Origin of the sequence: Streptomyces sp. NPDC048269, assembly GCF_040652395.1 — a bacterium.
Lineage (GTDB): Bacteria > Actinomycetota > Actinomycetes > Streptomycetales > Streptomycetaceae > Streptomyces.
Genome location: NZ_JBEZLW010000020.1, coordinates 55130 through 67831 on the forward strand (window position 1 = coordinate 55130; position 12702 = coordinate 67831).

At 71.7% G+C, this 12702-nt stretch carries 14 protein-coding genes and 1 pseudogene; 8 read left to right on the plus strand and 7 right to left on the minus strand.

Translation table 11 applies throughout. The features are described from left to right. Positions 1-28 precede the first annotated feature (28 nt). Complete coding sequence (locus tag AB0D48_RS22190) at positions 29-796, plus strand: class III extradiol ring-cleavage dioxygenase (protein ID WP_362399591.1); 768 nt, start codon at positions 29-31, stop codon at positions 794-796. Between the two features lie 54 nt (positions 797-850). Here AB0D48_RS22190 and AB0D48_RS22195 read toward each other — a convergent pair. Beyond that, a pseudogene (locus AB0D48_RS22195) lies at positions 851-1103 on the minus strand (GNAT family N-acetyltransferase); the annotation flags it as partial. Between the two features lie 194 nt (positions 1104-1297). Between AB0D48_RS22195 and AB0D48_RS22200 the strand changes: the two are divergent. Continuing rightward, positions 1298-2275, plus strand: a complete 978-nt coding sequence (locus AB0D48_RS22200; protein ID WP_362399438.1) for a sigma-70 family RNA polymerase sigma factor — start codon at positions 1298-1300, stop codon at positions 2273-2275. Positions 2276-2538: 263 nt separating this feature from the next. On the opposite strand, the gene AB0D48_RS22205 is transcribed toward AB0D48_RS22200, so the two are convergent. Further along, positions 2539-3780, minus strand: coding sequence for a YafY family protein (locus AB0D48_RS22205; RefSeq protein ID WP_362399441.1), 1242 nt, complete (start codon positions 3778-3780; stop codon positions 2539-2541). Between the two features lie 63 nt (positions 3781-3843). On the opposite strand from AB0D48_RS22205, the gene AB0D48_RS22210 reads away from it, so the two are divergent. The 3 genes from AB0D48_RS22210 to pfkB all read left to right on the plus strand — a co-directional run bounded on the left by AB0D48_RS22210 (position 3844) and on the right by pfkB (position 7321). Beyond that, positions 3844-5475, plus strand: coding sequence for an MFS transporter (locus tag AB0D48_RS22210; RefSeq protein ID WP_362399444.1), 1632 nt, complete (start codon positions 3844-3846; stop codon positions 5473-5475). 134 nt (positions 5476-5609) lie between these two features. Beyond that, positions 5610-6371 carry a DeoR/GlpR family DNA-binding transcription regulator gene (locus AB0D48_RS22215; RefSeq protein ID WP_362399447.1) on the plus strand — a complete coding sequence of 254 codons (762 nt, stop codon included), beginning with the start codon at positions 5610-5612 and terminating at the stop codon, positions 6369-6371. Continuing rightward, a complete protein-coding gene (gene pfkB / locus AB0D48_RS22220; protein WP_362399450.1) occupies positions 6368-7321 on the plus strand; it encodes a 1-phosphofructokinase in 954 nt (317 codons plus the stop codon). Before AB0D48_RS22215 ends, pfkB begins: the two co-directional genes overlap by 4 nt. 13 nt (positions 7322-7334) lie before the next feature. Here pfkB and AB0D48_RS22225 read toward each other — a convergent pair whose 3' ends face one another. Then, complete coding sequence (locus AB0D48_RS22225) at positions 7335-8105, minus strand: DUF6227 family protein (protein ID WP_362399453.1); 771 nt, start codon at positions 8103-8105, stop codon at positions 7335-7337. Between the two features lie 192 nt (positions 8106-8297). On the opposite strand from AB0D48_RS22225, the gene AB0D48_RS22230 reads away from it, so the two are divergent. After that, a complete protein-coding gene (locus AB0D48_RS22230) occupies positions 8298-8939 on the plus strand; it encodes a vitamin K epoxide reductase family protein (protein ID WP_362399456.1) in 642 nt (213 codons plus the stop codon). 87 nt (positions 8940-9026) lie between these two features. Here AB0D48_RS22230 and AB0D48_RS22235 read toward each other — a convergent pair whose 3' ends face one another. Further along, a complete protein-coding gene (locus tag AB0D48_RS22235; RefSeq protein ID WP_362399459.1) occupies positions 9027-9437 on the minus strand; it encodes a rodlin in 411 nt (136 codons plus the stop codon). A gap of 272 nt (positions 9438-9709) precedes the next feature. On the opposite strand from AB0D48_RS22235, the gene AB0D48_RS22240 reads away from it, so the two are divergent. Next, entirely contained in the window at positions 9710-10159 is a 450-nt protein-coding gene (locus tag AB0D48_RS22240) for a hypothetical protein (RefSeq protein ID WP_362399462.1), read from the plus strand. Positions 10160-10303: 144 nt separating this feature from the next. After that, positions 10304-10543: a chaplin gene (locus AB0D48_RS22245; protein WP_362399465.1), complete on the plus strand. Its 240-nt coding sequence runs from the start codon at positions 10304-10306 to the stop codon at positions 10541-10543. Positions 10544-10612: 69 nt separating this feature from the next. On the opposite strand, the gene AB0D48_RS22250 is transcribed toward AB0D48_RS22245, so the two are convergent. The 3 genes from AB0D48_RS22250 to AB0D48_RS22260 form a co-directional block, all read right to left on the minus strand. After that, positions 10613-10957 carry a hypothetical protein gene (locus AB0D48_RS22250; RefSeq protein ID WP_362399468.1) on the minus strand — a complete coding sequence of 115 codons (345 nt, stop codon included), beginning with the start codon at positions 10955-10957 and terminating at the stop codon, positions 10613-10615. A 175-nt stretch (positions 10958-11132) separates the two neighbouring features. Then, the gene (locus AB0D48_RS22255) at positions 11133-12206 is read right to left on the minus strand and encodes a chaplin (RefSeq protein WP_362399471.1); all 1074 of its coding nucleotides are present in this window, start codon (positions 12204-12206) and stop codon (positions 11133-11135) included. 121 nt (positions 12207-12327) lie between these two features. Beyond that, positions 12328-12561 (minus strand): chaplin, encoded by a 234-nt coding sequence (locus AB0D48_RS22260; protein WP_362399475.1) that lies wholly within the window; start codon positions 12559-12561, stop codon positions 12328-12330. Between the last annotated feature and the right edge of the window lie 141 nt (positions 12562-12702).

Here is a 12702-nt window from a genome sequence, read left to right on the forward strand (position 1 = left end):
GCGCCCCGTGACCCCCGCCCAGACCCGCATGCCGGCGCTCTACCTCAGCCACGGAGCGCCGCCGCTCGCGGATGACCCCGTCTGGCCGGGCGAGCTGGCCGCCTGGTCTGCGGACCTGCCCCGCCCCACGGCGATCCTGATGGTCTCGGCCCACTGGGAGGAGGCCCCGCTCGCCCTCGGCGCCACCGAACCGGTCCCGCTCGTGTACGACTTCTGGGGCTTCCCCGAGCACTACTACCGGGTCCGCTACGACGCCCCGGGCGCTCCGGCGCTCGCCGCATCGGTACGGGGCCTCCTCCAGGCCCCCGGCGCCCCGGTCCAGGACATTCCTGACCGCGGCCTGGACCACGGCGCGTACGTCCCGCTGGTGGAGATGTTCCCGGAGGCCGACATCCCGGTCCTGCAGATATCCATGCCGACGCTGGACCCGCGCCGCCTGATGGATATCGGCCGCAAGCTGGCGCCGCTGCGCGACGAGGGCGTCCTGATCGTCGGCAGCGGCTTCTTCACCCACAACCTGGCCGCGCTGCGGCACACGGGCCCGGGCGTCCCGGCCTGGTCCGCCGAGTTCGACGCATGGGGCCACGAGGCGCTGGCCGCGGGCGACCTGGACTGCCTGCTCGACTTCGAGGCCAAGTCCCCGTCCGGCCGCCTGGCCCACCCCCGTACGGAACACTTCGCCCCGCTCTTCGTCACCCTCGGCGCGGCGGACGCCGCGGGCGACCTCGCCGCCCGCCGCGACACGGTGGACGGCTTCTGGATGGGCCTCTCGAAGCGCTCCCTACAGTTCGGCTAGGCCCCGCCGGACGGGTGGTGGCCCAGGGTCTTCTGGCCTCCACCGATGTTGCGAGGCCGGTTTCGGACGAAATGGGCTACCTGTCGCGTATCCAGTGATTCGATGGTCGGTCCAGGCAACCAAAAGGCGGTGGGGGCCGTCTTCAGGGTGAGAGTGCAGCCACGGGCGGCGCTGTTCCGGAGTAGAAGACGGCTGTGTCGAACGTGACGGCGGTCTCGCGGACGTAGTGGTCGTACACATCCGTGAGAACTGCGAGGTCTGCCTCCGTTCCGGGTCTGACCTGCACCTCTTCGTGTCCTTGCGGCACTCTGCTCCTCTCGTGGCGGGGCAGGATACTGCAAGATCTCGAAAATGAGGGGACGACGTGGGAATTCTGTCCCGTTTCCAGTCGTTGTTTCCTTCGGATGCGGGCACTCGGGAGAGTGTCCGGGGACGCACCACCGCACCACCGGTGCCGTCCGGCAGCCGCACCGCGACCGAACTCATCGCAAGGGAGCACGCATGGCAACCCGCGCCGTCGCCCGTCGTCAGTCCACGAGCAGCGCTCGCGCTGTGGGCGGGGAGATCGCAGACCGCGACCTGGTCGGCATGTACCTGGACGAGATCGCGCGTACCCCGCTGCTCGACGCCGCCAAGGAAGTGGAGCTGTCCCAGATCATCGAGGCGGGCGTGTACGCCCAGCAGATCCTCGAAGGTGCCATAGAGCGCGAGGGTGAGACTCCCGCGCGTGAGGAGCTGGAGGCGCTGGCCGCCGAAGGCGAGCGCGCCAAGGAAGTCTTCATCCGTTCCAACCTGCGCCTCGTGGTGGCCGTCGCCCGCCGCTACCCGCGCAGTGGCCTGCCCCTCCTCGACCTCATCCAGGAGGGCAACGCCGGTCTGGTCCGCGCGGTCGAGAAGTTCGACTACGCCAAGGGCTTCAAGTTCTCCACGTACGCGACGTGGTGGATCCGCCAGGCCATCACCCGCTCCATCGCGGACCAGTCCCGCACCATCCGCCTCCCCGTCCACCTGGTCGAGGAGCTCGGCCGGATCCGTCGCATCCAGCGCGAGTTCAACCGCGAGAACGGCCGGGACCCGGAGCACGCGGAGATCGCCGCCGAGCTCGACTCGACGGAGAAGCGCGTCGGTGACGTACTGGACTGGGCGCGCGACCCGGTCAGCCTGAACATGTCGGTGGACGACCAGGGCGAGACGCAGTTCGGTGACCTCCTGGAGGACACCTCCGCGATCTCCCCGGAGCAGTCCGTGCTCTCGCTGCTGCGCAGCGAGGAGCTGGAGGACCTGCTCGGCAAGCTCGACCAGCGCACCGCGTCGATCATCAAGATGCGGTACGGCATCGTCGACGGCCGCGAGCGGACCCTGACGGAGGTCGGCAAGCAGCACGGCCTGACCCGCGAGCGGATCCGCCAGATCGAGAAGCACGCGTTGCTGGAACTGAAGCGGATGGCCCGCGACACCGGCTTCGACGCCGTGGCCTAGAGCGGCCGGCTCCCCCCAGACGAGCCCCGGCACCTATCCCCCCCAGGTGCCGGGGCTCCCCCTTCCCCAAGCCCCGGCGGGGCTGAAGGACCCGGGCTCCGCCCCGGCCCCGCGCCCCTGACGCCGGAGCGGGACGAAGCGGGCCGCGCAGTGGCATTTCCAGCCTGCCCGGCGTTTGAGGGCCGGGTCCGGGCAGAGCCCGGTTTCGGGAAGGGGCGGGGTGGGGGAAAGCCCCGCAGGGCCCCGGCGCAGCCCCGGCCCCCCTACGCCCCCGCCCCCACCAGCCGCGCGCCCAGCACCCGGGCCGCCGCCACCAGTGCGGCCGGGGACTGCACCGTGAAAGGGAGTCCCGTCAGCGCCAGCCGCGCGACCAGCCACTCCGGGGCGTCCCCGCTCTCGAACCGGACCCGAGTCGGGCCGTCATGCCCCGCACCCGCATCCGCGGCTACCCCCGCACCCGCACCCGCCCCGGCACCCGCACCCGCGGCTACCCCGGCGCCCGCGCCCGCCCCGGCATCGGTGGCCACACCAGTCCCGGCCCCCGTCCCGGCGCCCGCCCCCGTCCCGGCGCCCGCCCCCGTCCCGGCGCCCGCCCCCGTCCCGGCGCCCGCCCCCGTCCCGGCGCCCGCCCCCGTCCCGGCGCCCGCGCCCGCCCCGGCCCCGGCGGCCACCCCGGCCCCGGCCCCCGCGGCCACCCCTGCCGCCCCCGCCCCCGCAAAAGGCGCCGCCGATTCCCGCAACCACCCCGGCAACTCCGCCGCCCCCGCCGCGAAGGTGACGTCGACCGTGTACGTCGTCGTCTCCCCGCCCCGCAGCCCCCTGCGTACGAACTCCTCCGCGTCCATCGGCAAGGGCCGTGCCACGAACCGGGCCCCCGTCGCGAACGCCTCGCTCACCCGGTCCACCCTGAAGGTCCGCCAGTCCTCGCGCTCCAGGTCGTAGGCGACCAGGTACCACCGGCTCCCCGTGCTCACCAGCCGGTACGGCTCCACCAGCCGCCGCGACCGGGCACCGTCCCCCGCCCGGTACGCGAACCGCAGCCGCTCCGGCCCCGCCACCGCCGACGCCATCGTCGTCAGCGTCCCCGGGTCGACGCTCGGCCCGTCCCCCCGGGTCAGCGCGGTCGTGGCAGACTGCAGCACGCTCACCCGGCGCCGCAGCCGTGACGGAAGGACCTGCTCCAGCTTGGCCAGGGCCCGTACGGAGGCCTCCTCGACCCCCTCGATCGCATGCCCGGCTCCCGCCCGCAGCCCCACGGCGATCGCCACCGCCTCCTCGTCGTCGAGGAGCAGCGGCGGCATCGCCGCCCCCGCCACCAGCCGGTAGCCGCCCTCCGCCCCCAGCGTGGCCTCCACTGGGTAACCGAGGTCCCGCAGCCGCTCGATGTCGCGGCGGATCGTCCGGGGGCTCACCCGCAGCCGCTGCGCCAGCTCGCTCCCCGGCCATTCGCGCGGGGTCTGGAGGAGGGACAGCAGGGAGAGCAGCCGTGCCGGGGTGTCGGTCATGGAATCCAGGTTGCCAGCTAAATAGGACACCAACTGACCTACATCCCGTCTAGGTTTCTCTCCATGAGCACCGAGACGTCCAAGACATCGCCCGAAAGAGAGAACGGGCCCGTACAAGAAGAGCGGACCGAGACAGCCCCCGCACCCACGAACGGCTCACCCGCCGACCGCCGCCGCTGGCTGGCGCTCGCCATCGTGATGACCGCGGCCTTCATGGACCTGGTCGACGTCACCATCGTCAACATAGCCATCCCCAGCATGCGCCAGGACCTGAGCGCCTCCACCAGCGCGATCCAGTGGATCACCGCCGGCTACGCCCTCGCCTTCGCCGCAGGCCTGATCACCGGCGGCCGCCTCGGTGACATCTACGGCCGCAAGCGGCTCTTCCTCATCGGTATCGCGGGCTTCACGGCCGCCTCGCTGCTCTGCGGCATCGCCGCCAACCCGGGCATCCTCGTCGCCTCCCGCATCCTCCAGGGCGGCACGGCCGCCATGATGGTCCCGCAGGTGCTGTCGATCATCCACGTCACCTTCCCGCCGCACGAGCGCGGCAAGGTCTTCGGCATGTTCGGCGCGATCGTGGGCCTCGGCGCCGTGTCGGGCCCGATGCTCGGCGCGCTGCTCACCCAGTGGAACCTGTTCGGCCTCGAATGGCGCCCGATCTTCCTGATCAACCTGCCCGTGGGCATCGCGGGCGTGATCCTGGGCCGCAAGTTCATCACCGAGTCCAAGGCCCCGAACGCGCTGCGCCTGGACCTGGTCGGCGTCGTCCTCGCCACCGCCGCCATGGTCATGCTGATCTACCCGCTCACCCAGGGCCGGGAGAACGACTGGCCGCTGTGGGGCTTCCTCTGCATGGGGGCGGTGCCCTTCGTGATCGTCGGCTTCATCGCCTACGAGAAGCACAAGATCAAGAAGGACGGCTCGCCGCTCGTCGAGCTCTCCCTCTTCAAGGTCAGGAGCTTCGCCGGCGGCATCGCCGTCCAGCTCACCTTCGGCATCGCGACCGGCATCTTCTTCCTGGTGTGGACGCTCATGATGCAGATGGGTCTCGGCTGGAGCGCCCTGCGGGCCGGCACCACCGGCATCCCGTTCTCCATCGCCGTCTCGCTCGCCGCCGGCATGTCCGTCCAGAAGCTCGTGCCGCGCTTCGGCCGCAAGGTGCTCCAGGGGGGCGCGCTCACCATGGCCGGGGGTGTGCTCCTCTACATCTGGGAGTCCGGGCACTACGGCATGGAGATCGCCTCCTGGCAGATGGCCGCGCCGCTGGTCGTCATGGGCCTCGGCATGGGCCTGATCGTGGCCCCGCTCACCGACGCCGTGCTGTCCGAGGTGCCGCGCGAGCACGCGGGCTCCGCCTCCGGCCTGATCAACTCGACCATGCAGATGGGCAACGCCCTCGGCCTCGGCCTCACCTCCGTCGTGTACTTCGGCGTGATCGAGAACGACGTGGTCTTCGGTGCCCCGTACGTCGAGGCGTTCCGCAGCGCGCTGTGGTGGATCGTCGCCGTCCTCGTCGTGATCTGGGCGGTGATGTTCATGCTGCCGCGCACCTCGCTCCCGATGGAGCAGCGCGAAGGCGGCTCCGAGTACCAGGCCCCGGACGAGGCCCCCGGGCAGGCTGCGGTACCCGGCCAGGCTCTGGCCCGCGACCCGGCCGCGGCTCCGGCTTCGGACAAGGTCCCGGCCGTCTGAGACAGCCGACTCCCGTTCCCGGACATGCCCGCCTTCATCGGCGGGCATGTCCGTTTCGTTTGATTTTGTCACCCATGTGGCCGTACGGTAGGAACCAACCCACAGAATCAGGCATCGAACGGACGTAAAGCCACATGTACGGACCGGAGCGCCAGCAGGAGATCCTCCGCCTCGCCCGCGACGCGGGCCGGGTCGACGTGCTCTCCCTCGCCGACCGGTTCCAGGTCACGGCCGAGACCGTACGCCGCGACCTGAAGGCCCTCGACCGGGCCGGCCTGGTCCGACGCGTGCACGGCGGGGCCATACCGGCCGGCCGCCTCGACTTCGAGCCGGACCTCTCCGAGCGCGAGGCCACCGCCGCGGACGAGAAGGACCGCATCGCGGCCGCCGCGCTCGCCGAACTCCCCGACGGCGGCAGCGTCGTCCTGGACGCCGGCAGCACCGTCGCCCGCCTCGCGGCCTCGATCCCGGTCGAGACCGCGCTCACCGTGGTCACCCACGCGCTGCCCGTCGCCGCCCGCCTCGCCGGCCACGCCGGAATCGACCTCCACCTCGTCGGCGGCCGCGTCCGCCACCGCACCCGCGCCGCCGTCGACGCGTGGGCCCTGCGCGCGTATGCCGAGATCCGCGCCGACGTCCTCTTCCTCGCGACCAACGGCTTCACCGCACGGGGTGGCCTGACCACTCCCGACCTCGCCGAAGCCGCCGTCAAACGCGCCGCGGTCGCCGCCGCCCGCCGCGTCGTCCTCCTCGCCGACTCGGCGAAGGCCGGCCAGGAGCACTTCGCGTGCTTCGGCTCCTTCGCGGACGTCGACCTGCTCATCACGGACACGGGGCTCGGCCCCGCTGACAAGGCGGCGATCGAGGCCGCCGGTACGGAAGTTGTACTCGTATGATCCTCACCGTCACGCCCAACCCCTCCCTCGACCGGACCTACGAGGTCCCCGCGCTGGACCGCGGAGAGGTGCTGCGCGCCACCGGCGACCGGGTCGAGCCGGGGGGCAAGGGCGTCAACGTCTCCCGCGCGGTGGCCGCCGCGGGCTTCCGTACGACGGCGGTCCTGCCGCTGGGCGGCTCCTCGGGCAACCTGCTCGCCGCACTCCTCGTCGCGCAGGGCGTGGACGTCACGGTCGTCTCGATCGCGGGCCGGACCCGCTCGAACGTTTCGATCGCCGAACCGGACGGCACCCTCACCAAGATCAACGCACCCGGCCCGGAGCTCACCCCGGAGGAATCCACGCTGCTCCTGGACACGGTCCGGACCTGCTCCGAAGGCCCCGCCTGGATCGCCTGCTGCGGCAGCCCCCCGCACGGCACGGGCCCCGAGTGGTACGCCGACCTGGTCGCCCGCGCCCACGAAACGGGCGCCCGGATCGCCCTGGACACCTCGGGCCGGTCCCTGCGGGCGGCACTGCCCGCCCGCCCCGACGTGATCAAGCCGAACGCGGCGGAACTCGCGGAAGCCGTGGGCCGGCCCCTGTTCACCCTGGCCGACGTGGTCAAGGCCGCGGAGGAGCTCCGCTCACTGGGCGCGGGCGCGGTCCTGGCCTCCCTCGGCGCCGACGGCCAGCTGCTGGTCTCGGCCGAGGGCGCCTTCTACGGCACCGCGCCGGTCGACACGGTCCGCAGCAACGTCGGAGCCGGCGACGCCTCCCTGGCGGGTTTCCTGACCGCCGGAGGAACCGGCTCCGGCGCCCTCGCGTCGGCCCTCGCCCACGGCGCGGCCGCGGTCCAACTCCAGGGCAGCGCCATGCCGGCCCCCGCGGACCTGCGCCCCGGCGCGGTCCACGTCACCCAGGACCTGCCCCTGGACCTCGCCCTGTCCGATCCCGCGGACCGGGCTTGAACCAGAGGTCGCGTCACCGAACCCGCGCGCGAAGCTCCATGGCTCCGCGCGCGGCGGCCTCGCTCTCGTACACCTCGCACATGTGCCGCCCGTCCGGCGTTGCCGTGTGCTCGACCTCCCACAGGCTGACCTCGCTCCCGTCCAGCAGGACGAAAGCGTGCTCGTACAGGCTGAACGCGACGTCCCGCTCGCCCGACAGGAACGGCCCCCCGCCGAAGGACTGCGTGATCCGGTGGGCGTAAGCCGACCGCAGCCGTTCCGCGACCGGTTCGCCGGGCCGGTCCGTGTTCTCCGCGCGGCGCAGCACCCGCCGGGCGTGGTCGGCGGACTGCTCCACCGCGTACTCCCGGTACCGATGTGCCGGCGGTCCTGCCGCGAACAGCGCGGCCAGCGCCGCCACGTCGTCGTCGGGCTCCTCGTCACCGGGGAGCAGCGCCGGGTCCAGGGCGGCCTCGGCCGGGACCTCCCCGAACAGCCGGGCCACGGCCAGGCAGGTCTCCGCCTTGCTCACGAAGACCTCGTGCCGGACCGTCCGGTCGCCCTCCTGCCGGTACGCCAGCTCCCACAGCGCCACCGAACTCCCGTCGGTCAGCAGGTAGGTGTGCTGGTGGGTCTCCCGCCAGACGCCCGTCGCCGGGCTGTGGTGGGTGGTGTACAGCGAAGAGCTGTGCGCGAGCGCCGTGCCGAGGCGCTCGACCAGCCTGTCGGGCAGGTCGAAGGAGTTCAGGGCGCGGCCGAGGAGCCGGTCGAGGTGCGCCTCGGTTGTCTCGTACGGATCGCTCACGGTGGGACTCCAGGCCGTCGCAGCTTGTCACTTCGCGGGAGCTCAACGTAACCCCTGGCTCTGACATCACGTCCGGGGTTCGGTAAAACGTCCGGGAAGCATCAGGGGTTCCCGCCACCCCTTCAGGTCAACTTGCGTACGGATGGGCATGGTTAGGTCTGCTCTGTGAGGGAGCGCGGGACTATGGGCCACATGGCAACGAATACAGTGGGCGTTCCCCGCCAGCAGGGGCAGCCCCGCGCGCGGCACGAGGGCGAACAGGAAGCCGGACCAAGAGGGTTGGCCTGGCTGCTGGCACTCACCGGCGCGGCCGGGCTGCTGGCCTCCTGGGTGATCACCCTCGACAAGTTCCTCCTGCTGGAGGACCCGGACTTCAAGCCCGCCTGCAGTCTCAACCCGGTGGTCTCCTGCGGCAGCGTGATGCAGAGCGAGCAGGCGGCGGCCTTCGGCTTCCCCAACCCCATGCTGGGGCTGGCCGGTTACGCCGTCGTGGTGTGCGTCGGCGCGGGCCTGCTGGCAGGCGCCCGCTACCGTGGCTGGTTCTGGCTGGGTCTGAACGCGGGGACGCTCTTCGGGGTCGGCTTCTGCTCCTGGCTGATGATCCAGTCGCTCTACGAGATCAACGCGCTCTGCCTGTGGTGCTGCCTGGCCTGGGTGTCGACCCTGCTGATGTTCTGGGCGGTCACCGCGCACAACGCGCGCACGGGCGTCCTTCCCGCCCCCGGCCCTGTGCGGGGCTTCTTCACCGAGTTCGGCTGGGCACCGCCCGCCCTGCACATCGGAGTGATCGGCATGCTGATCCTCACCCGGTGGTGGGACTTCTGGACCGGCTGACGGGCGGAGAGCACGCCCGAGGGCCCCGGCAGCTGGACGCTGCCGGGGCCCTCCTGTTCACCGCTCAACGGGCACGCGGCCCGGAGGTCAGCTGCCGGCCGAGAGGTTGCCGGACAGGACGGGGATGTTGTCCAGGATGTGCGAGAGCGGCTCGTCGCCCTTGGCCTGGGTGGAGTTCTCGGTGCACTGCTGGTTCTGCGGGTTCGACAGGACCGGGATGTCCTGGACGCCGATGTTGAGCGCGGCGATCAGCGACTGGGCGTTGACCTTGGCCGGCAGGCCGATGCAGGGCTTGTTCAGGGTGCCCTGGACCAGGCTGAGCTGCGGGCTCAGGTCGCCGTGGGTCTTCTGGTTGCCGTAGATCTGCTGGGCGCCGTTGCCGTTGACGGTGTTGACCCCGTTGTCGTTGCCGATGGCCATGGCCGGGGCCGCGGCGGCAGCGCCCGCGCCGATCGCAACGGCGGAGACCGCGGCGGCGGTCATGAACTTCTTGAACATCTTGTTCCTTCTGTCGCACGAGTGCCCGCTGATGGAGCGCCCTGGTCAACTGCACTGCCAGGGGGTTGGTTCCGCCCCTTCACTCAAACGGCCTGCGGAGGGCGGGGTTTTCCCCGCCCCGGGTGAGGGGCCCCCGGACGCCTGCGCGAAGCCCGTACGAACCGCGCAGTCGCCGGATCTCCGGTTGCGCTCCGTGTGACGTGTTCGCACGGTGGGTGAGGAGCGGACCGCTCAGGTCCGTATCCGCGCGACCACGAGTAAGGAACCCCTCCATGCGCTCCACGAAGCCGTCCCGCGCCCGCCGCGCCCGTCTCCTTTTCGTCCCGTCGGCCCTCGCCGTCGTCATACTCTCCGGCGCGGTGGCCCCCGCGGGCGCCGTGGAGAGGGACCACGAAGCCGCTCACGCCCAGCGGGCGGCGGCGGCCGGCCCCATCGACGACCTGGTGAAGGGCATCCTCGACGCCATCAAGGGCCTGCTGCCGCCGGGCATCAGCCTCCCGGACATCAAGATTCCGGAGATCAAGATCCCCGAGATCAAGCTGCCGGAGATCCCGGGCGTCGAACTCCCGGAGATTCCGGGCGTGGAGATCCCCGAGATCCCGGGGCTCACCCCGCCCACGCTGCCGGATCCGGCGGCGCCGGTCGAGATCGTGCCGGAGGTCCCCGACGTCGAGATCCCCGAGATCCCCGAGATCCCTGACCCGCTGGGCAACCCCCGGTAACGGTCGGGACGGCACCGCGGTTACGACTATTGGGCTGAACAGGTCTGATCGCGGACGGAACCGTGTCGTCCGGGAAGACGGACCGTTTCGCTCGGTGTGAGCCCCGGCATCGGGGCAGAACATCGAACAGAAGGTGCACTTCCCATGAACTCTGCCAAGAAGGCCGCCCTGGTTCTGGCCACCGCTGGTCTCGCTGCGGCCGGTGCCGCCGGCTCCGCTATGGCCGACGCGTCGGCCGAGGGCGCGGCCGTGGGTTCCCCCGGCGTCCTCTCGGGCAACCTGCTCCAGGTCCCGGTCCACGTTCCGGTCAACGTCTGCGGCAACTCCGTGAGCATCATCGGTGCGCTGAACCCGGCATTCGGCAACATCTGCATCAACGACTGACGTCGGTTGCACTGACGACTGTGGGCGCCCCGGCCTCGCCGGTGGCGCCCACAGCCGTGTCGGGGTCGCTCAGTGGCCGCCGCCGTTGAGCTTCACTCCGCCGAGGAGCGGGGAGGCCTGGGTGGCGCCGTTCGCGAGGCCGAGCACCTCACCGGGTACGTCGTTGCGGACCTTGTTGACCCGCTGGACGGTGCCCACGGCCTTGTTGAGGTTGTCGCCCTGCTCCGCCAGTCCGTTGCCCAGGGTCTGCGGCAGCGACTCGGAGACGGGGTTCACGGCTTCCGTCACCGCGGTCACCCCGCTCGTCAGGCTCATGGGCATCGCGGCCGGGGCCTCGGCCGCGAAAGCGGTGGCTGAGGAGCCGACGGCGGCGACGGAGCCGACGACGACAGCGGCGATCTTCGTGAGCTTCATTATCGAAATCCTTTTCCAGCGGCGACCGTCGCGCCGCTTTCGCCCTGGGTAACGATTCCCGGCCGGTACGGAAACGCCGTCGCGCACGCGGTTAGGAGCCGGGGGCGCGGCGACGGCCGGAGAATCCGACAAGGGATTCTCCGGCCGATATTTCTTCTGATTACCGGTATTGCCTTCAGGAGATAAGGGACCGCCGGTACAGAATGGCGCCGCCCAGGATCAGCGCCGTGGCGAGGGCCGCCGCGGCCGCGGGCTGACCCGCCCCGGTCTCGGCCAGCATGGGCGCGCTGACGTGAGCCGGTGCCGGGGCGGGTGCCGGTGTCGGGCCCTGCGCGGGGGCGGGCGCGGGCGCGGGAACCGGAGCGGGGGCCGGAGCCGCCGGGGGCAGGTGTACGGGCAGGTCACCGGCGGGGGCGGCCGGCGGCTGGTCCGCCGGCCACGCCACGGGCTGGCTCCCGTGCGGCGGCCGGGGCGCGGGAGCCTCCTCCGCGACGGGGGCTGGGGCCTCCGGAGCCGGGGCGGGAAGCGTCACCGGCGCCTCCTCGACCGGGGCCGGTGCCGGAAGCGGTACGGGCGCCTCCTCGACCGGAGGCGGGGCCGGGTGCTCCCCGACCGGCTCGGGCATCGGGTGCGGCCGGTCGGCCTCCGGGGGAGCGGGTGCCGCCGGGGGCGCGTGGTGTGCGTGGTGTGCGGGCGGGGGCGCGTGGTGTGGCGGCGGGGGCGGCGCGGACCCGGGGTGGTCGTCGCACTGCTCCTCGTGCCGCTCCTCGCGCTGTTCCTCACCCGGGCCGCCGTAGCCGCCTTCGTCGCGCGGCTCCGCGTGACGGGGGGCCGCGTGGCGAGGAGCCGGTGCGTCGTGACGCGGTGTCTCCTGGCGCTGCTCCGGCATCCTGTGCCGCCCCTCCCGTTCCTGGAGGTAGCGGTCGAAGGCCTCGGCGTTCTCGGGACTGAGGTAGCGCCCGTAGTCGTGGCCGTCGTCGGTGTGCGAGCCGGTCGTGGTGGCGCAGGTGTTCCCCATCGCGGGGTTGAGGGCGGCACCTCCGTCCACGCTGTTGCCGCACACGTTGGGTGCGAAGGTGATCGGTACCGAGACGCTGTTGCCCGCGAGCACGCCCGGTGAATGCGAGGCCTCGGCCGTCGCTCCGGAGTGCGCGTAGGCCGCGCCGGTCGCGATCGACAGCAGACTCGACGCGGCCGCCGCCGTGAGCATCCCCTTGCCCAGAACCTGTCGGCTCAGTACCTGTCGCATGGGTCCTTCCCTGTCTACCGGCGCTGCTGCCGGTGCTGAATCGGCGGTAGCCCCGGAGTGCACCGCCGTGCACTCCGAGGCCACCCCGAGGGGGCTTGCCCTTGCGGGCGCAAGCACTGCGTCAGTTGTTGAGGCAGGTGTTGCCGAACGAGGGGTTCAGCAGCGCGATGACGTTCACGGTGTTGCCGCAGACGTTGATCGGGATGTGCACCGGGACCTGGATCAGGTTGCCGGAGAGGACGCCGGGGGAGCCCACGGCCGCGCCCTCGGCGACCGAGTCGGCCATGGCGGGGGAGGCGGCACCGGCGGCCATCAGAATGCCGGCGGCCAGCACCACTGCCTTCTTGTACTTCATTTGATTTCGATCCTTCCCGCAGAGGCGTATCCACTGCAGAAATAACAACGAGTGGTCCAGGAAAAAGAAACCGGGTACTTTCGGCGACCGGCCGGGAATTCACCCCGATGCTTCTGGTGAATTCGTGGGGTCTGATGGATT

Excerpts from the sequence above, each read along its gene's own strand:
- AB0D48_RS22190 (WP_362399591.1), top strand. The coding sequence starts at position 29 with ATGCCGGCGCTCTACCTCAGCCACGGAGCGCCGCCGCTCGCGGATGAC.
- AB0D48_RS22200 (WP_362399438.1), top strand. The coding sequence starts at position 1,298 with ATGGCAACCCGCGCCGTCGCCCGTCGTCAGTCCACGAGCAGCGCTCGC.
- AB0D48_RS22205 (WP_362399441.1), bottom strand. The coding sequence starts at position 3,780 with ATGACCGACACCCCGGCACGGCTGCTCTCCCTGCTGTCCCTCCTCCAG.
- AB0D48_RS22210 (WP_362399444.1), top strand. The coding sequence starts at position 3,844 with ATGAGCACCGAGACGTCCAAGACATCGCCCGAAAGAGAGAACGGGCCC.
- AB0D48_RS22215 (WP_362399447.1), top strand. The coding sequence starts at position 5,610 with ATGTACGGACCGGAGCGCCAGCAGGAGATCCTCCGCCTCGCCCGCGAC.
- pfkB (WP_362399450.1), top strand. The coding sequence starts at position 6,368 with ATGATCCTCACCGTCACGCCCAACCCCTCCCTCGACCGGACCTACGAG.
- AB0D48_RS22230 (WP_362399456.1), top strand. The coding sequence starts at position 8,298 with ATGGCAACGAATACAGTGGGCGTTCCCCGCCAGCAGGGGCAGCCCCGC.
- AB0D48_RS22235 (WP_362399459.1), bottom strand. The coding sequence starts at position 9,437 with ATGTTCAAGAAGTTCATGACCGCCGCCGCGGTCTCCGCCGTTGCGATC.
- AB0D48_RS22240 (WP_362399462.1), top strand. The coding sequence starts at position 9,710 with ATGCGCTCCACGAAGCCGTCCCGCGCCCGCCGCGCCCGTCTCCTTTTC.
- AB0D48_RS22245 (WP_362399465.1), top strand. The coding sequence starts at position 10,304 with ATGAACTCTGCCAAGAAGGCCGCCCTGGTTCTGGCCACCGCTGGTCTC.
- AB0D48_RS22250 (WP_362399468.1), bottom strand. The coding sequence starts at position 10,957 with ATGAAGCTCACGAAGATCGCCGCTGTCGTCGTCGGCTCCGTCGCCGCC.
- AB0D48_RS22255 (WP_362399471.1), bottom strand. The coding sequence starts at position 12,206 with ATGCGACAGGTACTGAGCCGACAGGTTCTGGGCAAGGGGATGCTCACG.
- AB0D48_RS22260 (WP_362399475.1), bottom strand. The coding sequence starts at position 12,561 with ATGAAGTACAAGAAGGCAGTGGTGCTGGCCGCCGGCATTCTGATGGCC.